Source organism: Rugamonas sp., assembly GCF_025354735.1.
Lineage (GTDB): Bacteria > Pseudomonadota > Gammaproteobacteria > Burkholderiales > Burkholderiaceae_D > Rugamonas.
Genome location: NZ_JANXMI010000092.1, coordinates 18,302 through 41,432 on the forward strand (window position 1 = coordinate 18,302; position 23,131 = coordinate 41,432).

15 protein-coding genes are annotated in these 23,131 nt (G+C 63.1%); 8 read left to right on the forward strand and 7 right to left on the reverse strand.

The window, feature by feature from the left end; genetic code table 11:
- Nucleotides 1-124 precede the first annotated feature (124 nt).
- Genes Q0S71_RS08170 through Q0S71_RS08180 form a run of 3 tightly spaced genes read right to left on the reverse strand, consistent with a single transcriptional unit; the run spans nucleotide 125 to nucleotide 4,106 of the window.
- Entirely contained in the window at nucleotides 125-910 is a 786-nt protein-coding gene (locus tag Q0S71_RS08170) for a Crp/Fnr family transcriptional regulator (protein ID WP_295993885.1), read from the reverse strand.
- 20 nt (nucleotides 911-930) lie between these two features.
- Entirely contained in the window at nucleotides 931-2,205 is a 1,275-nt protein-coding gene (locus tag Q0S71_RS08175; RefSeq protein WP_295993886.1) for a tetratricopeptide repeat protein, read from the reverse strand.
- The gene (locus Q0S71_RS08180; RefSeq protein WP_295993887.1) at nucleotides 2,202-4,106 is read right to left on the reverse strand and encodes a CHASE2 domain-containing protein; all 1,905 of its coding nucleotides are present in this window, start codon (nucleotides 4,104-4,106) and stop codon (nucleotides 2,202-2,204) included. The genes Q0S71_RS08175 and Q0S71_RS08180 overlap by 4 nt, the downstream gene beginning before the upstream one ends.
- Before the next feature lie 251 nt (nucleotides 4,107-4,357).
- Between Q0S71_RS08180 and Q0S71_RS08185 the strand changes: the two genes are divergently transcribed.
- The 5 genes from Q0S71_RS08185 to Q0S71_RS08205 all read left to right on the forward strand — a co-directional run bounded on the left by Q0S71_RS08185 (nucleotide 4,358) and on the right by Q0S71_RS08205 (nucleotide 14,727).
- Nucleotides 4,358-5,866, forward strand: a complete 1,509-nt coding sequence (locus Q0S71_RS08185) for a FecR family protein (protein WP_295993888.1) — start codon at nucleotides 4,358-4,360, stop codon at nucleotides 5,864-5,866.
- A 379-nt stretch (nucleotides 5,867-6,245) separates the two neighbouring features.
- A complete protein-coding gene (locus Q0S71_RS08190) occupies nucleotides 6,246-9,749 on the forward strand; it encodes an S-layer family protein (RefSeq protein ID WP_295993889.1) in 3,504 nt (1,167 codons plus the stop codon).
- A gap of 377 nt (nucleotides 9,750-10,126) precedes the next feature.
- On the forward strand, nucleotides 10,127-12,001 hold the full coding sequence (locus Q0S71_RS08195) for a type I secretion system permease/ATPase (protein WP_295993890.1): 1,875 nt from the start codon (nucleotides 10,127-10,129) through the stop codon (nucleotides 11,999-12,001).
- A gap of 2 nt (nucleotides 12,002-12,003) precedes the next feature.
- Complete coding sequence (locus tag Q0S71_RS08200; RefSeq protein ID WP_295993891.1) at nucleotides 12,004-13,365, forward strand: HlyD family type I secretion periplasmic adaptor subunit; 1,362 nt, start codon at nucleotides 12,004-12,006, stop codon at nucleotides 13,363-13,365.
- Nucleotides 13,366-13,374: 9 nt separating this feature from the next.
- Nucleotides 13,375-14,727 (forward strand): TolC family outer membrane protein, encoded by a 1,353-nt coding sequence (locus Q0S71_RS08205; RefSeq protein WP_295993892.1) that lies wholly within the window; start codon nucleotides 13,375-13,377, stop codon nucleotides 14,725-14,727.
- Nucleotides 14,728-14,881: 154 nt separating this feature from the next.
- Here Q0S71_RS08205 and Q0S71_RS08210 read toward each other — a convergent pair whose 3' ends face one another.
- Both Q0S71_RS08210 and Q0S71_RS08215 read right to left on the reverse strand, forming a co-directional pair.
- Entirely contained in the window at nucleotides 14,882-15,970 is a 1,089-nt protein-coding gene (locus Q0S71_RS08210) for an acyltransferase (RefSeq protein WP_295993893.1), read from the reverse strand.
- Nucleotides 15,971-16,095: 125 nt separating this feature from the next.
- On the reverse strand, nucleotides 16,096-16,980 hold the full coding sequence (locus Q0S71_RS08215) for a sulfurtransferase (protein WP_295993894.1): 885 nt from the start codon (nucleotides 16,978-16,980) through the stop codon (nucleotides 16,096-16,098).
- A 234-nt stretch (nucleotides 16,981-17,214) separates the two neighbouring features.
- Between Q0S71_RS08215 and Q0S71_RS08220 the strand changes: the two genes are divergently transcribed.
- The 3 genes from Q0S71_RS08220 (at nucleotide 17,215) to dnaE (ending at nucleotide 21,494) form a co-directional block, all read left to right on the forward strand.
- Nucleotides 17,215-17,544, forward strand: coding sequence for a colicin D domain-containing protein (locus tag Q0S71_RS08220; RefSeq protein WP_295993895.1), 330 nt, complete (start codon nucleotides 17,215-17,217; stop codon nucleotides 17,542-17,544).
- Entirely contained in the window at nucleotides 17,541-17,873 is a 333-nt protein-coding gene (locus Q0S71_RS08225) for a colicin immunity domain-containing protein (RefSeq protein ID WP_295993896.1), read from the forward strand. Before Q0S71_RS08220 ends, Q0S71_RS08225 begins: the two co-directional genes overlap by 4 nt.
- A gap of 66 nt (nucleotides 17,874-17,939) precedes the next feature.
- Nucleotides 17,940-21,494, forward strand: coding sequence for a DNA polymerase III subunit alpha (gene dnaE / locus Q0S71_RS08230; protein ID WP_295993897.1), 3,555 nt, complete (start codon nucleotides 17,940-17,942; stop codon nucleotides 21,492-21,494).
- Between the two features lie 48 nt (nucleotides 21,495-21,542).
- Here the strand turns inward: dnaE and Q0S71_RS08235 are convergent, their stop codons facing one another.
- Nucleotides 21,543-22,628, reverse strand: coding sequence for a glycosyltransferase family A protein (locus tag Q0S71_RS08235; RefSeq protein ID WP_295993898.1), 1,086 nt, complete (start codon nucleotides 22,626-22,628; stop codon nucleotides 21,543-21,545).
- Nucleotides 22,629-22,797: 169 nt separating this feature from the next.
- On the reverse strand, nucleotides 22,798-23,028 hold the full coding sequence (locus tag Q0S71_RS08240) for a DUF6139 family protein (protein ID WP_295993899.1): 231 nt from the start codon (nucleotides 23,026-23,028) through the stop codon (nucleotides 22,798-22,800).
- Between the last annotated feature and the right edge of the window lie 103 nt (nucleotides 23,029-23,131).

Consider the following 23,131-nt stretch of genomic DNA (forward strand, 5'->3'; position numbering starts at 1 on the left):
GGTGGGCGGACGGTGGTACTAGCATCATGGTGTGGGCATCTACAGAGAAAAAACGGGATAGAAAAGGGCACGCGCGCCAGGCGCGGCGGCGCGCATTATACATTGGCGTTTCGATAAGCTCGCTTCAGGACGGACCCTCGACCAGTTTTTGCAGCGCCTGCGGGTCGAGGATGATGAGTCGGTGGGTATCCTTTTGCACGATGCCCTGCTGGGTCAGCGTCAGCAGCGCCCGCGTCACCGTCTCGCGGCTGGTGTTGATCATGTTGGCGATGTCCTGGTGGGTCGGCAGGTTTTCCACCACGTCGGGCTGGCCGGGCTGGGTGGTCTTGAGCTGCACCAGGAAGGTGTAGATGCGGCGCGCCGTGTTGTTGATGCTCAGCAGGCTGCGGAACTCGGAGTCGCGCTGGATCTTCTCGGCCAGGTGGCGCAACATCAGATTGGCCACCGACGGCGCGTGCGAAAACAGGTGCAGCGCGGCCGGCGCCGGCAAGAAGGCCACCAGCACGTCGCTCATCGCCACCACCGAGGCCGTGCGCGTGGAACTGTTGATGACGGCGATCTCGCCGAAGAAGTCGCCCGGTGCCAGCATGCGCAGGCCGATGGCGCGGCCGTCCTCGGTCACGTCGATCACTTGCAACTGGCCCGACAGCAGGAACAGCAGGCCGTCGCCGCTGCCGCCCTTTTGCAGCACGATGTCGCGCTTGTGGTACTGGCGGTAGCGCAGGTCGGGCTTGATGCGTTGGATGGCCTCGTCGTCCAGGCCGGCCAGCAGCGGGATCTTGCGCAGGTGCACTTGCAGCTTGGTCGTCGTCGGCGCCTCGGTGCCGGCCGTGTCCGCGACGTCGGGACCGGCCGCCCCGGCCTCGGCGACCGGCGTCGGCTCGGGGTTGGCTTTGGAACTGGGCTTCATGGGTGGCTTATCCGGGGCGGTCATTGGCTGTCGTGCCAGCGCAGACTGAACTGGATCTGGCGATTGTTGTATTGAAAAATCGAAATATTCTCGTGGTTGCGCACTTCGCGCCAGTCGAACTGGAGCGCGACGCGCGCGGTCAGCGGATACAGCAGGCTGGCGCGCAGATTGTAGGTGTCCTGGCGGCGCACGGTGTCGATCAGGCCGGGCGAATAGGCCAGGGCGCTGTTCCAGCGCTGTTCCGACAAGTCCAGTTCGCCTTCGAGCAGGCGCCACAGCCGGGTGTGCCCGTACAGTTCGGCGCTCCAGCCTTGCCGGTTGCCGCCCGGCCGGTCGCTGACGGCGTGGTCGTTGAGCCAGCCCAGGTTCAGCTGCACTTGGCGGGTCTCGTCGCGGTAGCCGAGGATGCTGCGCAGCTCGCTGGTATTGGCATCGAAATTGCTCAGCGTGCGGTAAGTCATGTGCGACACGCCGCCCAGCACACTCCAGTCCACCCCGTTCGGCAGCGCCAGCGGCGGCGTCGCCCGCAGCTGCAACTGGCTCTGGCCTTGGTACATGCGCCCGCCCAGCGAGAGCGCGCCGACCAGGCCGCTGGCGCGCATGCGCCAGTTGCCCACGCGCCAGGGATGCTCGGCGCCGGCGAACAGCGAAATGGTATTGTAGCTCGACAGGTGATCGTTCTGGCGCACGTGTAGCTGGGCGTAGCCGAGGTCGCCGTCCTGGTCGAGGTCGCGCAGATAGTCGGCCGACACCACGGAATAATGGTCCGGTTTCGGCAGATAGTCGGGCAGCAGCTGCAGCGGCTGACCGGAACCGTCGCCCAGCGCGTACAGCGGATTGCTGGCGCCCTGGTTGACATTGCGGTCGTAGCCGCGCGCCGTCGTCAGCGTCCACTCACTGTGCAGCGGCGTGCCGGCGCAGCCCTGCAGGCGCTGCTGGGCGATGATGTCGAGGATGCCCTGCGGCGGATCGAAGCGCTGCTCGATTTCCTGGAACAGGCGTTCGGCGGCGCCGTCGTTGCCGAGCGCACATTGCAGCAGCGCGAGGTCCAGCCATTCGCCGGCGTGACGCGGCCCCTGGGCGATCATGCGCGCCAGCGTCGCGCTGGCGTCGCCGCGCCGGCCTTCGGAAATGGACTGCATGGCATCCATATAAAGGTCGGGCGCCACTTCGGCCGGCGCGGCCGCCGGACTGGCGAGCTGGGCCCGGGCCGGCAGCGCCAGGGTCAGCGCCAGGGTCAGCGTCAATGCCAGCGCTGGCAGCCGCCGGCGCAGCGGCCATGGCGCGCGCGTCATGGCGCCACCGCCGCCTCGGCCAGCGCCGCCAGCGTATATAAAGTGGTGCTGTGTTCGCGTCCGCGCAACATGATCTCGCCCAGCCCGGTCAGCCGGTGGCGCCGCGCCCGCTGCGCCGTGCCGGGGCCGATGATGACGTCGTAAGGCAGGTCGCGCGCCGCCGTCTCCAGCCGCGAAGCGACGTTGACGCTGTCGCCGACGGCCGTGTAGATGCTGCGCGAGGAGGCGCCGAAGTCGCCCGCCATCGCGATCCCGCTCTCGATGCCGATGCGCACCCGCAGCGGCGCCTCGGCCCGCGCCGCGCGCACGCGGTTGAAGGCGCGCACCTCGGCGATGATGGCCAGCGCGGCGTCGAGGGCCTGGTCGGCGTGGTCGGCCACCGGCAGCGGCGCGCCCCAGAACGCGACCAGGCCGTCGCCCGTGTATTTGTCGAGCGTGCCGCGCTGGGCCAGCACCGGCCGCGTCAGGCAGTTGAGGAAGTCGCGCGTCAGCTGCGCCGCCTGCTCCACCGTCAGCGCCTCGACGTGGCTGGTGTAACCCTCCATGTCGGCGATCAGGGTGGTGACGTCGCCGCGCCGCGGCGCCAGCGGGTCGCGCAGATTGCTGCGCAGGAGCTCGTCGACCACGGCGTCGGCCACGTACTGGCGCAGCGTGCCGAGCAGCTTGCGCGACTGCCGCTGCGTCGATTGCCACGCCAGCGGCACGGCCACGGCCAGCAGGAATAAATGGGTCAGCAGCGGACCGGTGCTGTTGAATTCGGCGTCGTGCGGCACCGTCAGCCAGGCCAGGAACAGCCACAGCAGCGACGCCGCCGCCAAAATGGCCAGGTTGGCCCAGGCCGGCAGGCGCGCGACGGTGTAGGTGACGAGGGCGGTGAGCAGCACGGCGTAGGCGATGGCGATCGCGCGTCCCGGCCACGGCGCCGGGGCCAGGCCGGCGCGGGCGTCGAGCTGGGCGGTGAGGGCGGCCGCGTGCACCAGCAAGCCGCTGGTGGAGGCCGACAACGGCGTCGCCACCCGGTCCGACAGGCCCAGCGATGAGGAACCGACCAGCACCAGCTTGCCGTCGATCAGGCTGGCCGGCCAGCGCTGGGCCAGGATGTCGGCCGCCGGCACCACGGTATAGGCTTCCCAGGCGCGGCTGTAGGGGAGGCGCCGCAAGCCGTCGCCGCCGGCCATGCCGTCGGTCGGGCCGCCGTTTGCTTTGGCCGAGCCTGCGCTCGAAGATGGGATAGGGTCCGGGCCGCAGCAGGCCAGCAGCGCGCGCGACAGCGTCGGATAGTCGCGGCCGGCGAACCAGGTCAGCATCGGCAGGCGCCGTATCATGCCGTCCTTGTCGGGAATGAAGCCGATATTGCCGGTGTGGGCCGCCAGCGCCAGGCCGGCGTGGTTGGCGATGTAGCCGCTGGCGGGCACGGCGGCGCCGGCCGTGGCGGCCGCTTCGCCGCCGCTCAGGCCGCCCTTGCGCAGCGGCAGCGCGCCGTTGAAATCGAAGGCTTGCGGCATCACCAGCGGACCATGCTGGGCCAGCAGCGCCAGCCGGGTGTCGCCGTCGCGGTCGCCCGGCTCGGGAAAGACCACGTCGAGCGCCACGCCGCGCGCCTGGTACGGCCCCAGCAGCTGCTCGATCAGCGCCGCCACCCGTTCGCGCGGCCACGGCCACGGGCCGTCGGCGCTCAGGCTGGCCTCGTCGATGTCGACCACCACCAGCCGCGTTTCCGGCACCGTCGACGCCTGCATGCGCACGATGCGGTCGCGCAGCCACTCGTTGGCCACATAGGACTCGACCGAGGCCGGCAGCCACTGCGCCCACACGGCCAGCGCGACCGCCACCAGCGCGACTAGGGCGCGCGGCAGGGCCGACGACAGCGTCGGCGCACGGGAAGAAAGCGGTGACGTCATAAACAGGCGCGGCGGCGCCCAGGGCGCGGGGAAGGGATCGGGCGAACCCGCGAGTATAAATGCATCGTTTTTAATCGGTGGTTAACTGTAATCTTCGCTTACAACTTTTAGACGGCAAAGCGCACGCCATGCGCCTTGGCGGGCGTAGCGAACTGCTATAGTAACGGTAAGTATTGTACGCATGAAATGTGATGGCCGTCACAGTATTTTCGGCCACGAGGCGGACAATACCCTAAAAAAGGAGTATCTATATGCTGTCTCAAATTACGCGCGGTCCGGCGGCCGGCGGCGCGCGCCGCTTTCCCCTGTTGTGCCTGGCCCTGTGCCTGGCGCTGCTGGGCGGCCTGGCCCACGCCGGCGAAGCGGCGCGCATCGTCTTCGTGGCCGGCCAGGTGCACACCGGCGCCCGCGCGCTGGCCGTCGGCGACGCGGTCCAGGAGGGCGATGAAATCGCCACCGGCGCCCAGGGTTATATCTATCTGAAGACGGTCGACAACGGCTTGCTGATCCTGCGCCCGGGCAGCCGCGCGCGCATCGTCACCTACCACGTCGACCTCCAGAACCCGGCCAACACCCACATCAAGTTCGAGCTGCTGTCGGGCGTGGCGCGCAGCGTCTCGGGCGACGCCGTCAAGCTGGCGCGGCAGAACTTCCGCTTCAACACGCCGGTCGCCGCCATCGGCGTGCGCGGCACCGACTTCACCGTCGCCACCGACGACGAAACCTCGCGCGTGACCGTCATTTCCGGCGCCATCGTCGTCAGTGGTTTTTCCGCCACGTGCATGCCCGGCGGCAGCGGTCCGTGCGACCACACGTCCAGCCGCGAACTGGCCGCGACCCAGGTCGGCCAGATGATGCAGGTCAAGCGCGGCCAGTCCGTGCCGCAGCTGATGTCGGGCGGCGCGCTGGCGCCGGACGCGGTGGCGCCACCGCGCGGCGACGAGCCGATCGGCAAGACCGGCTCATCCGGCGCGAACGGCGGGGCCGGCGCGCCGCCGTCGGGCGACGTCAGCCTCGACCCGCAGAAGGGCGACAATCTGCTGCACCAGGCCGAAGTGGTGCAATCGGTCAAGCCGCCGGATCCGCCGCCGGTGGTGCTGGCGCCGGCAGCGCCACCGGTGACGGTCGATCCGCCGGTGGTGACCCCGCCGCCGGTCGTGGCGCCGCCCGTCGTCGTGGCGCCGCCCGTCGTGGCGCCGCCCGTTGTGGTGGCGCCGCCTGTGGTGACGCCACCGGTAGTTGTGCCTGATAGCAAAATCGTATGGGGTCGTTGGCAGCCCGTGCTGGACCTGGCTGCAAACGTCGACACGGTTAAAGTGTTGCAGTCGGGAGGGCAGGAGATTGCCCGCAGTGGTTACTATGCCGTGTTTCGCACCGCTGGTACCAACTGGCTGTCGCCAACGCAAGGCTCGGCCGGCTTCGCGCTCAAGCAGAGCGAGGCGTCCCTGGTCGATGTGACGACCAATGCGTTGACGGCGGCCACCTTGCAAAACGGGCAGTTGCAAGTCGATTTCGGCAAATCGACCTTCAATACCTCGTTTGATTTATTGTCCGGCAAAGAGAAATTTAATTTGCAGGCGCAGGGGGCGGTCTCCAGCGACGGCATAATGACCGGTAATAATCAATACGCGCGGCCGACCAATATGACGGTCATTGGTGTGCTGAGTAATGAAAACGGCGGCGCCGCCTCGTATATCTTCTCGTCGCGCATTGATGACCATCGCGTTGCCAACGGCGTCACTTACTGGCAAAAGAATTAAGCTTGGCGCAGATGCCACAGTTTGGACGCAGGCCCAGGCCTGCGTTTTTATTTCCGTCGGTATTGTTCATCTGTAATTTAGTTGCGCGGCCGGCATCGCGATAAACAGTCGGGTACGGCCGCAGTGATATGTTTAACAATGTCGATTGTTTATTTGATAATTCGGTATTGATTTCCCCCGATACATCTCCCATAATGCCCAGCGGACAGATTTTGTAGCTTTTTTTACGAAATGAGAGGGCTTTTTATTGCTTTGTGTGACGCCCGTCACACAAAGCAACAAATGTCTTCTGCCATTATGGCTGCCGTAGTACTGCAAGCATCTGAGTTTCAAACGCCCGCAGTTTGAACTTTTTGAAATGACTTCCTAGGAGTTTTAAATGACCATCAGCACTTCCGACATCCAAGCACTGTACATCGCTTACTTCAATCGTCCAGCCGATGCACTGGGCCTGACTTTCTGGACCAATGCCGCCACCCAAGCTGGCGGCGTCGCGGTTGTTGCTAACGCCTTCAGCGCATCGCCAGAATACGCCGCGTTGTATTCCGGCAAATCGGCCACCTACATCGTCGACAGCATCTACATGAACCTGTTCGGCCGCCACGCTGAGCCTGCAGGCCTGACCTTCTGGGGCAACGCTCTGGAAAGCGGCCAGTTGAATGTCGGTAACATCGCTTACCAGATCTTCCAAGGCGCACAAGACACCGTCGGTGGCTTCCAGGACAAAACCGCAGTATCGAGCAAAGTTTCGGCTGCTAACGCCTTCAACCTGGCTATGAATAATGACGCTGCCGCTATCCGTGGTTACGACGGTCCTGCTGCTGACGCTATCGTCAAGACCTGGCTGTCGGGTGTGGTTGATGCTCCGTCTTTGGCTGCTGCCGTCACCCCTAGCTCGCTGAACACCGTGTTCACCAATGCTGAAGCTGCCAACCAAGCCGCAAACGCAACCAACTTCACGCTGGGCGTTGGTGTAGATACTTTCCTGGGTGGTAACGGTTCGAACGTCTTCAATGCGACACTGGACAATACCGTGACGAGCGGCGTTGTCGGCGTTATCACTCCACTGGCCACCGCAACCTTCGGCGGTGCAGACACCATTACCGGTGCGGGTTCGAGCAACACCCTGTCGCTGACGGATTCGAGCGGTACCAGCGTGGATACCATGCCGATCGGCGCCACCATCACCAACATCCAGACCATCAAACTGGCAACCGCCGGCAATGCGGGTACTTTAGCTGTCGCTAGCGCGACTTCCCCGGGTCCTACCGTGTTCGATGTTTCCAATGTTGCAGGTTTGAAAACTTTGACGATTACGTCGAACGGTGTAACCGGCGACAACATCAAGGCTGCTGCCACGACCAACGTTAGCGAAGTGTCGAACGGCGCTGGTAACGACGTATCGGTGAGCGGTGGTCAAAAGGTTACTATCTCGGCTTCCGGTGTGATCGCTTCGGACAGCGCAGCTGGTTCGCTGACCATTACCGACTCCGGTGCTGGTAAAGCAGTCAACGTCACCAATGCTGCTGCAGACGTTACCGTTGCAGCCAAGGGTGATATCACTGCCGACGGTACGTCGCTGACCGCATCGATGACCGGTGCCGCCACTTATGCAATGCAGCAAGCGCACATCGCTGCTTCGAACGCTGCCGCCGCCGCCGCCGGTGCTGCTGATGCCGCAAGTCTTCATGCTACGGCAGTTGCCGCTGGCCTGAGCATTACTTTGCACGGTGCGATCGTTGCGGCTTCGACGGTGGAAGCCGTTAATGCGGCCACATTGACCGCCGAAACCTCTGGTTATATTACCCAAGCACAACGTGCGGCTATCGATGCGGCCTTCTCGACCGCATTGACCGCTACCGGTGGTACCGTAGCTTCGGCTCGCATCGCAGCGCTGGCTGTTGAAGCTCCAATCCAGACTACTGCTACCACTGCGGCTACTCAGGCCGGCAATGCAGCAACCGTTGCGGATGCCGCTGCAGTCACCGCCGCTGGTGTTGTTACCGCCGACGGCGTTGCCGCTATCGCCGGCCACGCGATCAGTGATATCCTCAGCACGGTACTGACCAGCGTCAGCGCCACAGGTAACTACCTTGGTATCGTTGCTGTTACCGATGCTTCGACCCTGAACAATACGTTGACGACCGTTACGCTGAACAACGCAGGCACGGCTGCGTTGTCGGGAAATGCCTTGACCCAGTTGAATCTGTCGAACCAAGTCAATGCAGTAGTGATCACCAACCAGACCGTTGGCCATACCGATACCCTGACTCTGAACACCGTCAATGCAGTCGTCTCCGACAGTGCAGCTGTCACGGTTAACATCGTCAGCAATGGTACGGCTGGCAATGCCGTTCAGCTGGCCGATATTGCTGCAACTGCGGTGAACCTGACCGGTACCGCTGGTGTTGATCTGACGGGTTCGGGTCTGGCTGCTACCGCTGTTATCACCGGTAATGGTAGCGACACGGTTATCCTGTCGGGCGCCACGCAATCGTTCATGGGCGGTACTTCGGGTAGCAACACCATCACCACCGGCGCTGTTGTGCAGACCGTGACCGTTGATGGCGGTACGGGCGGCAACAATACCCTGGTTCTGGCTAACAACTTGGCGTTTAGCACCACGGCTAGTGCAGCTAAATTCATCGACTTCTCGAACATCGAAGTTCTGAACGGCGTAACTGCTGACGTTACCAAGTTCACCGGCAGCACTGTGACCGGTGTAACCTTCAATGGCGGCACTTCGACCCTGACCGGTCTGAGCGCAGCTCAGGCGGATAATATTACTGTTGTTGCTGACGGTATTTATACTGTTGGTGTTACCGGTGCTTTGACCGTTGGCCAGTTGGACACCGTCCACCTGACCGTCGACGCAGGCGGATCCCCGGTTGCCTTGACCTCGCTGTCGCTGGCTGGCGTTGAAACCCTGCATTTGACCGCAGTTGACACCGTGACGATTGATAGTCTGTTGACCGCTGCTGCACTGACCAACGTGAATATCGATGGTGCTGGTGATGTCTCCATCACAACTGGTCTTCTGGCTTTGAACGTCAACACCGTGTTTGATGCCCACACCGCAACTGGCGCTGTGTTCATCGATGCAAGCAGTTCCAGCGCTAACGGTCTGAAAATCATCGGTAGCACGACCGGTGCCAATACGCTGTTGGGCAACGCCCTGGCGAGCGTTCTGGTCGGCGGTAATGGCGGCGACACGATCACTGGCGGCGCTGGTAACGACTCGATCACCTCCGGCAATGGTCATAACACCATCGTTGGTGGTGGCGGTAACGACACGATCACCGTGGGCAATGGCATCAACAGCATCTCGGCTGTCAGCGGCACTATCGTCGCAGGTAATGGCGACAATTCGATCGTTTTGACTGGCCTCGTGGCGGGCGCAAGCTCGATTACCGTTGGTACCGGTGCTAACTTGATCGACGTACATGGCGCGGATGTCGCTGGTCACTCGACCGCGATCACCCTCGGTGCGCATACCGCCGCTACTGGCGTGGATACGATCCTGGTTGGTAGTTTCGCAGCTGTTGCTGGCGCAGCGCCGCTGGTCGTGATCACCGGTGCTGTTGCTGGCGATCTGATCACCTTCGCAGACACCCCAACCAGCGTGGTTCAGGTCACTGGTACCCAGCAAACGTCGATCTCTGCAGCTGCTTCGCTGGCAGCGGCAATCGCGATTGTTGATGCAGCTGCGATCACCGTCGCGGGTCACCAGGCTACCGTGTTCCAATATGGCACTAACACCTACGTGTTGGAGTCGGTTGCTACTGGTACGGGAACCTTGGCCATCGGTGATTCGATCGTTGAGCTGGTTGGTACCCACACGCTGTCGAGCCACATCGCTACCCACGTCGTTGTGGGTTCCTAATATTAGGAAAAACCTACAAAATTCTGTAGGTTGAGCGTAATACCCCCGTTGCTGAAAAGCGACGGGGGTATTTTTTTTCGAGCAGTTTTTTCGTGGTAGAAGTTCTTGCGCGCACCCTGCACTACAGTCCGCGGGTGCAGGGACAAGACATGAGGAGTCTTGGTGAAGTGGTTTCCACCATAAAAGACTTTTTGCGTTCCAGGTCGCGATAAATGTGATGTGCATCACATTTCCTCGTCATTTTAAGCGATAATGTCGCATGTCATCTTTTTCTCGATATTTCTGACGCTGACGTTGAATGCACACAGACATCCCTGACATTTCCCAGTTACTTCGCTGTTCCATGCGGTTAAACATTGCACTGAGCACTACCCAAAATGAAAAATTTCCTCAAGCCTAAAAACGAAATCGAGCAGGCACTCCTCGCCTTCAAGAATACGTTCATGACGGTAGGTGCGTTCAGCGCCGTCAGTAATCTGCTGATGCTGGTCCCTTCCTTGTACATGCTGCAGGTCTATGACCGCGTGCTGGCCAGCCGCAACGAACTGACGCTGCTGATGCTGACCTTAATGATGCTTGGCGGCTACCTTTTCATGGGTGGTTTGGAATTGATGCGCAGCTTCGTGCTGGTACGCGTCGGCGCCCGCTTCGACCTGGAGCTCAACAAGCGTATCTACACGGCCGCGTTCGAGCAAAACCTGAAAAAAAGCGGCGCCAACGCCGGCCAGGCGCTGGCCGATCTGACCAATGTGCGCCAGTTCTTGACCGGTAATGCCTTGTTCGCGTTTTTCGATGCGCCATGGTTTCCGGTGTATTTGATCGTCATCTTCTGCTTCGAGCCGTCGCTGGGTATCTTCTCGCTCTGTGGCACGGCCGTGCTGGTGGTGCTGGCCTATGTCAACGAGCGCGTCACGCACAAGCCGCTGGCAGAGGCCAACAGCATGGCCATCGCCGCGAACACGCTGGCCACCAACAATCTGCGCAACGCGGAAGTCATCGAATCGATGGGCATGCTGCCCAACCTGATGGGCCGCTGGTACAAATTGCACGGGCGCTTCCTACGTTTGCAGGGAGAGGCCAGCGAAAAAGCAGGCACCGTCGGCGCCATCACCAAGTTCGTCCAGGTGTCGCTGCAATCGCTGGTGCTAGGTTTCGGCGCGCTGCTGGCGGTCGAAGGCAAGATTACTCCCGGTATGATGATCGCCGCGTCGATCCTGGTCGGCCGTGCGCTGGCGCCGGTGCAGCAAGTGATCGGCGTTTGGAAGACGTATAGCAATACCCGTAGCGCCTACGAGCGCTTGGTGAAGTTATTGGAAGAAAATCCGGTGCGCAGCGCTGGCATGCAACTGCCTAAGCCACTTGGGGCTTTGTCGGTCGAAGCCGTGACGGCCTCGCCGCCCGGTGGCAGATTGCCGGTGCTGAAAGCGGTAACGTTTGCGATCGCCGCTGGCGACGTGTTGGGCGTGGTCGGCCCTAGTGGTTCGGGCAAGTCAACACTGGCGCGGCTGCTCGTCGGCGTATGGCCGGCGATGATGGGCCAAGTCCGTCTCGACGGCGCCGACATTTTCCAGTGGAACAAGGCCGAACTCGGTCCGCATATCGGCTATCTGCCGCAGGATATCGAATTGTTCGGTGGTAGCGTGAGCGAAAATATTGCCCGTTTCGGCGATATCGATCCGGAAAAAGTGGTGTTGGCGGCTAAACGTGCCGGCGTTCACGACATGATTTTGCATCTGCCGAAGGGCTACGACACGCTGCTCGGTGACGGTGGTGCCGGCCTGTCCGGTGGCCAGCGCCAGCGTCTTGGCTTGGCGCGAGCGATGTATGGCGACCCGTCGGTGCTGGTGCTCGACGAGCCGAACTCGAATCTGGACGATGTTGGCGAGGCGGCCTTGGTGCAGGCGATCGCCGATCTGCGCCAGCGCGGCAAAACCATCGTGCTCGTCACGCACCGCACCAGCATCATCGGTGTGACCAATAAATTGCTGGTGCTGCGCGATGGCATGATGTCGATGTTCGGTCCAACCAAAGACGTGCTGGCCGCGATCCAGGATAGCAATCAGAAGTTGCTGGCTCAGGCGCAAGCGCAGCAACAAGCTCAGGCCCAAGCCCAGCAGCAAGCCCAGCAGCAAGCCCAGGCGCAGGCGCAACAGGCACAGCTGCGCAACATGGAACAGCAACTGGCGGCTGCACAGCAGCAAGCCCAGGCGGAAGCCGCTGCGGCGGTCCAAGCCTCGACGGAACAGGAGTAACGATGCGTACTGATATCATCAACAAGAAGGACGTCGCCGACGTCATCACGCACGACGTCACCCCGCTGACCGTCGATACCGACGCACGCCGCTACAGCCGCATTGGCTGGCTGATCATTCTGCTCGGTGTGGGCGGATTTTTAATATGGGCGATTTTCGCGCCGCTGGACAAAGGCGTGCCAATGTCCGGCACGGTGACGACAGAAGGCAACCGCAAGGCTGTGCAGCACCAGGTCGGCGGCACGGTGCAGGATATCCTCGTCAAGGACGGCGATGTGGTTAAGAAGGGCCAGCTGCTGGTGCGCATGAATAATACCCAGGCCAGTTCGCAGGCTGAGACGTCGCGCTCCCAATACTTCACCGCGCGTGCGGCGGAGAGCCGTTTGATCGCGGAGCGCGACGGTCTGAAAGCGCCGGTGTTTCCGGTCGCGTTGACGGCGGTCAAGAATGATCCGCGCGTCGCTGAGGCGGTGGCGCTGCAAGACCAGCTGTTCATGTCGCGCCGGCTGTCGCTCGACAGCGAACTTGGCGCCTACGATGAAAATATCGCCGGCCTGAAATTCCAAATCGCGGGTTTGCAAGAAACGCGCGACAGCATGAAGGTCCAGCTGGGCATCTTGAAAGAGCAGATCGACAGCATGCGCGACCTGGCCAAGGACGGCTATGTCGCTCGCAACCGCCTGCTCGACGTTGAACGCACCTACGCGCAGGTTAATGGCAGTCTGTCGGAAACGACGGCCGGCATCGGCCGCGCCCAGCGCCAAGTGCTGGAAGCATCGCTGCGCCGCACCCAGCGCAGTGCCGACTTCCAGAAGGAAGTCCGCTCTTCGCTGGCCGATACCCAGCGTGAGGCGGATGCCCTCGGCAGCCGACTTTCCGGTCTCGACTACGAACTGGTCAATGCCGACGTCAAGGCTCCAGTCGATGGAACTGTCGTAGCCAGCAATGTCTTTACGCGCGGCGGCGTGGTCGGTCCCGGCGCCCACATGATGGACATCGTGCCGAGCGGCGACGCGCTGGTGGTCGAGGGCCAGCTGGCCGTCAACTTGATCGACAAAGTTCACGTCGGCTTGCCGGTTGAGCTGAATTTCTCCGCCTTCAACAGCAACCAGACGCCGCACATCCCAGGTGTCGTGATCCAGGTGTCGGCCGACCGTTCGGTCGACGAGCGCACCGGCCAGCCGTACTACAAGGTGCGCGCCCGGGTCGCGCCGGCCGGCGTCAAACTGATCGCGCAGAAGAAGCTCGACATCCAGCCGGGTATGCCGGTCGAAATGTTTGTCAAGACTGGCGAGCGTACCCTGATGAGCTACCTGTTCAAGCCGGTATTCGATCGCGCCAAATCGTCGATGACGGAGGAGTAAGTGGGCCAGATGACACCTATGAAAATGCGGCGCCTGGCGCAGTGCGTGGCGTCGGCCTGCGCGGCCGGCTTGCTGCTGCACGGCGGCGCGGCGTCGGCGATCGGATTGCAGCAAGCCTACCAGGCGGCGCTGCAAAACGATCCGATGTTCCAGGCCGCCATACACGAATACGAGGGCGGTCAGCAAAACCGCATCATCGGCCGAGCCGGGCTGCTGCCTAACCTGTCTGCCGATTATTCAAACAGCCACAACCGCGCCGACGTGAACGCCGCCGATGCGCTGGGCAATACCCAGTTGACGCATCCGGTCTACAACAGCCACGTGGCGCAGGTGTCACTGCGGCAGACCATCATCGGTCTCGATGCGTGGGCCAAATATAAACAGGGCGTGGCGCAAACCGATTACAGTTCGTCGCAATTCGCCTTGCATCAGCAGGATCTGGTCGTGCGCGTAGCGACGACCTATATGGACGCCTTGCTCGCCAATGAGCAGCTGCGTCTGGCCCAGGCCGCTCGCGACATGTATGCCGAACAGAAAAAGGTCAACGACCATCTGTTCGAAAAAGGCGAGGGCACCAAGACCGATATGCTGGAAACGCAATCGCGCCTGGACTTGGCCGAAGCGCAAGTGCTGGAAGGGGAAGACAATGTGCGCGTGACGCGCGCCGCATTGGCGGCCATCGTTGGCGATGAGGTGACCTCGCTCGACGACCTGGCGCCCGGCTTTCGCCCGCCGCCACCGCCTCCCGGCGGCTTCGACGCCTTAAAAGCGAGCGCGCTGGCCGATAATCCGGAAATCACCTCGGCCCGCTATGCGATCGAAGCGGCGCACCAGGAAGTGAACAAGGCACGCGCCGGCCACGCACCGCATCTGGATTTTGTCGCCAGCTATGCCAAGAACACGGCGCAGACCATCGATACCTACAACCAGGAATCGACGGTGCGCAGCATCGGCATCCAGTTGAACGTGCCGCTGTATTCCGGCGGCTCCGTGGTGGCGGCATCCCGGCAGGCAGTTGCCGGCCAAGAAAAAGCCCGGTCTGACATGCAGGTCGCAACGGACAAGGTATTGATCGAATTGCGCAAGCAATACGCGACGGTGCTAAGCAGCGTGGCACGCATCGCTGCGCTGGACAAGGCAGTGGCGTCGAGCGAGTTGCTGATTAAGGCGACGCAGCAGAGTATTAAGGGCGGCGTGCGCATCAATCTGGATTTGCTCAACGCTCAGCAGCAGCTCTACACCAGCAAGCGCGATCTGGCGCAGGCCCGATATAGTTACTTGGCGGCCGTGCTCAAGGTGCGCGCCGCAGCCGGCACCATCAGCGCCGACGACTTGCGCGAAGTGGCGGCTTACTTCCACTGATGCACCGCACACGCGGTCAATCCTGCCCATGCAGGGCTGGTCGTTATCGACAGCACCCATGCTTTTCGGGTGCTGTTTTTTTTCGCCGGCGTTTTAACTAGCGCAGTTCGCCCGCCGTCATGGCCGATGCCGCTTGCGGCGCCGCCGTCCGCCGTTACAGCGCGCCGGCCAGGCGCTTGCCCCAGGCCGTCGCGCTCAGTTCCACGCCGACGTGGATCAGATACGCCAGTCCCACCACCAGCGGCAGCACGATGGCCACCGCCAGCGGGAACGGCGCGCCGCGGTCCATGACGATCTTCAGCAGCGTGAAGCCGGTCAGGCTGTGCACCGCATACAGCGGATAGCTGATGTCGGCTAAGAAGTCGAGCACGCGCACGGGTCGGAAATGGCGGCGCGCCGCATAGCACAGCGCGAACGCGGCCAAGGCATAGGCGTAGTAAATGAAGATCACGGCAAAGCTGTCGTGCTGCGGCCCCAGCTTCCACGCCAGCGCGAACGCAGCCAGCAGCAGCAGGGCGCCGACGACCAGCCGCGCGGTCGACAGCGCGCCTCGCAAATGCTGGTAAAACAGCACGCCGATCAGCATGAAGGCGATGTAATTGGCATCCATCGCCAGCGCCGACAGCGCCGTGTTCCACGGTTGAAGCGCCGGCGTGGCCGCGATCAGCGGCAGCAGCGCGTCGAAGCCGACGATGGCGGCGGCCGCCGCCAGCACGAAGCGCAGGCGGCCGCGCAGGAAGGCGCCGGCGCACAGCGCGGCCAGCAGATAGAACTTGATTTCGATGGCCAGCGTCCAGTTGACCGTGTCGAGCGAGCCGTAGCCGAACAGATTATGCAGCAACAGCGCGTTGGCCAGCAGCATGCGGCGCGACTGCTCGAACGGCAGGCCCCAGTAGTGCGCGCCGCCGTAGACGATCAGCATGCCGATGGCCAGGCAGCACAGATAGGTCGGATAAATGCGCAACAGGCGCGCCAGCAAAAAGCCCGGCGACGAAAACTGCTGCAGGCTGAAGGGAATCACGAAGCCGCTGATGAGGAAGAACACGGCGACCCCGAACGGGCCTTTGAAATACGGGAAGTCGAGATACTGGACCCAGCCGGCCGCCACCAGGTGCAGGTCGGGCGAGTGGGTGACGCCGGCGACCACCGCCTGCATGCCGTAATAGACGCCGAAATAGTGGGTGATGACGATGAGCAAAGCGGCGATGCCGCGCAGCTGGTTGGCGAAAACGATTTTGCTCATGTGGTCCTGTTCGATCTTCGGTGACGTGGGCGGTGAGCCGGTCGATTCCGGTCTCAGTCTCGGCCCTAGTCTATCCCAGCGGCCACCCGTCTGTCACCCGGCGGCTGCGCCGCGCCGCCGACCTGTTACCGGCCGTGGCAATGCGGGCACGACACCTCGTACACATACTCCGGCGCCAGCTGCTGGCGCGGCGTGACGACGGCGCGGCAGACGAAGCACTGCACGGTCTCGGTCGGCTGCAATTGCGGATTGAGCGCGGTGCGGTAGTCGAACACGAAGCAGTCGCCCGTGTAATGGTCGCCGCCCACTTCCTCGAAATATTTCAGGATGCCGCCGTCGAGCTGGTAGACGCTGTCGTAGCCGATGTTCTGCATGTGGATCGCCGCCTTTTCGCAGCGGATGCCGCCGGTGCAGAAGGTGACCACGGTCTTGCCGGCCAGTTCCTCCTTGTGCGCCGCCGCCACCTCGGGGAATTCGGTGAACTTGTCGATGCGGTAGTCGAGCGTGTTGTTGAAGGTGCCGACGTCGACCTCGAAGGCGTTACGGGTCTCCATCATGACGACCGGCTTGCCGTGGTCGTCGTGGCCCTGGTCGAGCCAGCGCTTGAGCGTCTTCGGCCCGACCGACGGCGCGCGGCCTTCCTCGGGCTTAATCAGCGGCATGCGCATGGTGATGATTTCTTTTTTGATCTTCACCAGCATGCGCTTGTGCGACTGCTCGGTCGACAGGCTTTCCTTCACCTCCAGGTCGGCGAAGCGGACGTCGCCGCGCACCCACCGCAAGAACTGGTCGATATGGCCGCGCGGGCCGGAGACGAACATATTGATGCCCTCGGGCGTCAGCAAAATGGTGCCCTTCAGGCCCAGTTCCGCGCAGATGGCCTGGTACTGCGGCCGCAACTCCTCGGTGTTGTCGAAGGTGATGAATTTATAGGCGGCGATGTTGACGTGTACGGCGGCGGCGGCGATGGCGTCGGCGCTGGCCGAAGCGCTGGAGGTGTGAGCGAGCATGGTGCGTGGGATCTAAAAGCGGAACAGCCGACATTATAAGCGCTATCGCGTCCGCCGGCGCCGGCGCTGCCGTAAAAACAGGCAGATGGCTGCGCCAGAGCCGGCGCGGAGACCGCCGGGCAGGGGCAACCGCCCGCCGGGCTCTACTTCGGGCTTGAGGTGTCTCATCATGCGCGCTGCGCGGTTGGATCAAACTCGTCCTTCGAACCAAATCATCGGCGACGGGGTCTAAAAATGCATGATGGAGAAGATAGGACTACCGCATTCAGTTCCCGGCAGTTACGGCACGCGTTCAAGCATGCTGCGGATTTTGGAATAGCTGGCAACGTCAATAGTGCTAAATTATTGGTATTCAGGGTGGTACTGGAGGCGCATATTAATGCGGGCTCCACTGAAATGCACATAGGGACTTATCGTCTAGCCGCCGTCACGCATTTTATTGATCGTGATACGCGGCTCAACGTCATGCGCGACGCGCACGGTGACTTCCTGTCGGGCTGGGCGTTGAGCGAAGCGCAACTGGCGCATTTATTAGACACAGGTCGATTGGGAGGCGGCTCATGAATGACGTTCACGACACCTACGCGGCGTTGATAGGCCGTTTTCTGGCGCGAGAGCTGACGGCGGGCCGATTTCAGCGCACGTTCCTGCGGCAGTTTAAGCTTGAGGCGCGCATTGTGGATCCGCCATTGTTTCTGCTGCTCGATGAATTGTTTGGCGATGTCGATTCCTACACGAAGGATGCCGCGCTGCTGGCCGATGCACCGGATTTCTATCTGGACGAGGCCGGGCTGCGGCTCAAGGCCGAAGAAGTTTTGCGCCGCATGACGGCGCAGGCCCTGCGCGACCCGGCGCGGCCGCCGGCGCAAACCCATGCCTCCGTTCTGAAATGAGATGCTCGCCGGATCCGGGCGGCGCGGTAAAATAGCCGCTTGTTGAAACATCGTGGTGAGCAGCGCATGAGCATGGTAGCAATCGAACAAGACAGCCCCGCCGCAGCGGCCGCCCCCGCCCACGTGGCGGCCGGCCCGGCCTTCGTCCACCTGCGGGTCCACTCCGAATATTCCATCGTCGACGGCCTGGTGCGCATCGACGACCTGATTTCGGCGGCGGCCAAGGACCGGCAGGCCGCGCTGGCCATGGCCGACCTGTCCAATATGTTCGGCATGGTCAAGTTCTACAAGGCCGCGCGCGGCAAGGGCATCAAGCCGGTGATCGGCGTCGACGTCTGGATCACCAACGACGACAACCGCGACAAGCCGTCGCGCCTGATGCTGTTCGCGAAAAACCGCATGGGTTATCTGCAGCTGTGCGAGCTGCTGTCGACCGCCTCGCTCACCAACCAGTACAAGGGCCGCGCCGAAATCCGCACCGAGTGGCTGCAGGCGCTGACCAGCAACAGCTACGCGCTGCTGCCCGACGACAGCCCGGCCAACGGCTTGATCGCCCTGTCCGGCGCGCACTTCGGCGACGTCGGCGTGGCCTTCGAAAACGGCAACGCGGCGCTGGCCGAGCGCAACGCGCAAAAGTGGGCCGACATCTTCCCCGGCCACTTCTACATCGAAATCCAGCGCGGCGGCCAGGCCAACCAGGAAATGCAGGTGCGCCAGTCGGTCGCGCTGGCGTCCAAACTGGGCCTGCCGGTGGTGGCCACGCACCCGGTGCAGTTCATTTCGCCGGACGAATTCATCGCCCACGAAGCGCGCACCTGCATCGCCGAGGGCGAGATGCTGGCCAACGCCAAGCGCGTCAAGCGCTTCAACGCCAGCCAGCGCTTCATGACCCAGGCCGAGATGCGCACGCTGTTCGCCGACCTGCCGGCGGCGCTGCAAAACTCGGTCGAAATCGCCAAGCGCTGCAACCTCACGCTCACGCTGGGCAAGCCGCAGCTGCCGAACTTCCCGACCCCGCCCGGCATGACCATCGACGATTTCCTGGTCGCCGAATCGAAGGCCGGCCTGGAAAGGCGTCTCATCGAGTTGTACGATAATCCCGAGCGCCGCGAGAAGGAAAGGCCGCGCTACGAGGCGCGCCTGAAGTTCGAGACCGACACCATCTGCAACATGAAATTCCCCGGCTACTTCCTGATCGTGGCGGAGTTCATCCAGTGGGCCAAGGAGAACGGCGTGCCGGTCGGACCGGGCCGGGGTTCGGGCGCGGGCTCGCTGGTGGCGTACGCGCTGAAGATCACCGACCTCGATCCGCTGAAGTACAACCTGCTGTTCGAACGTTTCCTCAATCCCGAACGCGTTTCGATGCCCGACTTCGACATCGACTTCTGCCAGGAAAAGCGCGACCTCGTGATCCAGCACGTCAAGGACCTGTACGGCCGCGACGCGGTGTCGCAGATCGCCACCTTCGGCACCATGGCGGCCAAGGGCGCGATCCGCGACGTCGGCCGCGTGATGGACTTCGGCTACAACTTCTGCGACGGCGTCTCGAAGCTGATCCCGTTCAAGCCGGGCAAGCCGGTGTCGATCGCCGAGGCGATCGAGGAAGAGCCGATGCTCAAGGAGCGCCAGCAAAACGAGGAGGAGGTGGCGCAGCTGCTCGACCTCGCGCAGCAGGTCGAGGGCATCACCCGCAACATCGGCATGCACGCCGGCGGGGTGCTGATCGCGCCGGGCAAGCTGACCGATTTCTGCCCGCTCTACACGCAGGGCGGCGACGGCGGCGTGGTCTCGCAATACGACAAGGACGACGTCGAAGCCGTCGGCCTCGTGAAGTTCGACTTTTTGGGTCTGACCACGCTGACCATTCTTGATAGGGCGGTCCGCTACATCAAGATGCTCGACCCGGTGCAGGCCGACTTCGACCTGGCGCGCCTGCCGCTGAACGACCGGCCGTCTTACGAGCTGCTGACGAAAGCGAAAACCGTGGCCGTGTTCCAGCTCGAGTCGCGCGGCATGCAGGGCATGCTGAAAGACGCGCGGCCCGACCGCTTCGAGGACATCATCGCGCTGGTGGCGCTGTATCGTCCGGGCCCGATGGACCTGATCCCCGACTTCTGCAAGCGCAAGCACGGCGAAAAATTCGACTATCCCGATCCGCGCACCGAATCGATCCTGTCCGAGACCTACGGCATCATGGTCTACCAGGAGCAGGTGATGCAGATGGCGCAGATCGTCGGCGGCTACTCGCTGGGCGGCGCCGACATGCTGCGCCGCGCGATGGGCAAGAAGAAGGCCGAGGAGATGGCCGAGCACCGCGAGATCTTCCGCGCCGGCGCCGCCAAGGATGGCTTGAGCGCGCAAAAGGCCGACGAGATTTTCGACTTGATGGAAAAGTTCGCCGGCTACGGTTTCAACAAATCGCACGCCGCCGCCTACGCGCTGCTGTCCTACCACACCGCGTATCTGAAGGCCCACCATCCGGCCGCGTTCATGGCGGCCAATATGTCGCTGGCGATGGACGACACCGACAAGGTCAAGATCCTGGTCGAAGACGCCATCGACATCTGCGGCCTGACCCTGCTGCCGCCCGATATCAACCAGTCCGACTACCGCTTCATGCCGGACGGTCCGGCGCCGTCGGTCACCGGTAAAAAAGTCACGCAGATCCGCTACGGCCTGGGAGCCGTCAAGGGTTCGGGCCAGAGCGCGATCGAGGCCATCATCGCCGCCCGCACCGCCGGCGGACCGTTCGTGAGCCTGTTCGATTTCTGCAAGCGGGTCGACAAGAAGCAGATCAACCGCCGCACCATCGAGTCGCTGATCCGCAGTGGCGCCTTCGACTGCCTGAAGATAGACCGCGCGATTTTGCTGGCGTCGGTCAGCTTCGCGATGGAGTGCGCCGACCAGGAAGCCAAGGCCGCCAACCAGGTCAGCCTGTTCGGCGGCGACGACAGCGACCTGGTGGCGCCGCCCGAATACGTCAAGTGCGCGCCGTTCACCGACAAGCAGAAACTGGCCGAGGAAAAAATCGCGCTCGGCTTTTATTTGTCGGGCCATATGTTCGATTCCTATGCGCCGGAAGCGCGCCGTTTCGCGCGCACCAAGCTGGCGGACCTGGAGCCGTCGCGCGAGCCGCGCATGCTGTGCGGCGTTATCACCGGCATCCGGCCGCAGATGACGCAGCGCGGCAAGATCCTCATCGTCACGCTCGACGACAACAGCGCCGTCGTCGAAGTGACGGTGTACAGCGAGGTGTTCGAAGAGAACAAGAAGATGTTCAAGGAAGACGAGTTCCTGGCCGTCGTCGGCAAGGTGTCGGAAGACCGTTTTTCGGGCGGGCTGCGGATCTCGGCCGAGAAGGTGATGGACATCGTCACCGCGCGCGTGCAGTACGGCCGCCAGCTCGGACTGGCGCTGCCGGCCACCTTGAGCAGCGCGAAGATCGCCGCCGTGCTGACGCCCTACCGCAGCGACAACGGCTTGATCATTTCGGCCCGCGTGGCGCCGCAGGGCGTGTCGTGCGTGTTGCAGTTCGGCGAACAGTGGCGCGTCGCGCCGTCCGACGAATTGCAGCTGGCCTTGCAGGGTCTGGGCGCGACCGAAGTGGCGATCGAATACTGAGGCGAATTGCGTTGGCGTGCCCCATTTCCATGTCGCCGGCTTGATGACTTATCCGGCCAGCGCGCGCGTGGCGCGCATGCGGCGCCACAGTTTGATTTTGCGGTTGATGGTCTGGCTCCAGTGGAAAACCAGGCTGCCGTTGATGGCGGCGCGTATCTGTCTGGCGTGCGCGCGGTCGGACGCGGCGTCGTTCGTCAGCAGCGTGCCGTCTTCCATCGCGCGCAGCACGTCGCGGTAATCGTTGAACAGCCCTTCGAGCAAACGCGCCCTGATCGCGGCGCGCACGCGCCGGCCCACCGCGGCCGGCAGCTGGTAAGAATTCTTCACCACCGCCACATAAAAATAGCAGACCGCCACGTCGAAGTGCAGCCGCACCGACGCGCTCACCGCGTGGCGCTGGAACTGCTGTTTGACCGGCAGCAGCGCGGCGGCGAAGTCCATGCACCAGCGTTCCGAAATGGCGCGCGTGATGCTGACCGGGTGCTGGCGGTAATCGAGTAGCGGCAGCGGCAGGTAGACCAGGCTGGCGCACAGGTTCAGCAACTGCGGCACGACGGCCACGTCCTCGAACACGCGGCCCGGCGGGAACAGCGGCATGGCCAGCTGGCCGTAGATGGCACGCTTGATGATCTTGGCCCACACGTACATGTCGCGGTCGGCGAAGAACACCTTCAATATCGTGTCGCGGTCCGTAATCAGCGTATCGGCCTGGTAGCCGCAGCGCACGGTGCGGTTCTTGGCCGGCTGGTCCGGATGCCACATGCGGAAGTCGACGGCGATGGCGTCCGGCTGCCACTGCGCGATCGCGCCGTCGATAGCGGCCAGCGCGCCGGGCAGCAGCAGGTCGTCGCTGTCGATGAAGACCAGGTAGTCGCCGCGCGCGGCTTGCACGGCGGCGTTGCGGGCGCAGGAGATGCCTTGGTTGGATTGTTCGATCAGCGTGAAATTGTCGCCGCCGTGGTCCGCCCGCAGCTGCCGCAGCAGCGCGGCCGTGCCGTCGGTGGAGCCGTCGTCGATGACGATCAGTTCATGCTGCGCTTGCAGCTGGCCCAGGATGGCGGCGAGGCAGTCGCCGACGTAGTGGCGCACATTGTAGGCGGGGACGAGGATGCTGAGCGACGGCGTGCGGTTCATCGGTGCGGGCGGTGGGGAAGATGGCGCGATTGTAGCAGTCGCGGAGGACGGCGGAGGGGAGCATCGCCGGCGCCTCCATCGGCACCAGCGCCGGCGCGTCCATCGTGGTCTGACCCCGGTTTCGTCGCCGCATCCGCCCCGGCTTGGCGGCCGGCGCCACCGGCGGCGTTTAAATATCCTTCAGCGCCGTGATCGCGTAGCCCTTGCTGCCAATTTGGTCGATGCCGTGCTCGATGTGATAGGCGGGCAGCGTGCCGGCCTGCTCGTCCATTTCGACCCGCTGGGCTTCGGGCTGCCAGTCGGTGTTGGTGACTTCTTCGGGTATGGGCTTGCCTTCCGGGACGGCGAGGAAGAAAAAAGCTCCGTGGGCTTCGGCTCTGCGGTAAATATCGACGCGCATCTGTATCTCTCCTTGAAGTGGCGATCAGCACCGCTCCGGCAGGAGCGGCAACAGCCATAGACTACAGCAAAAGAGCCGGCGCGCCGCGCACGCCGCGCCGGCC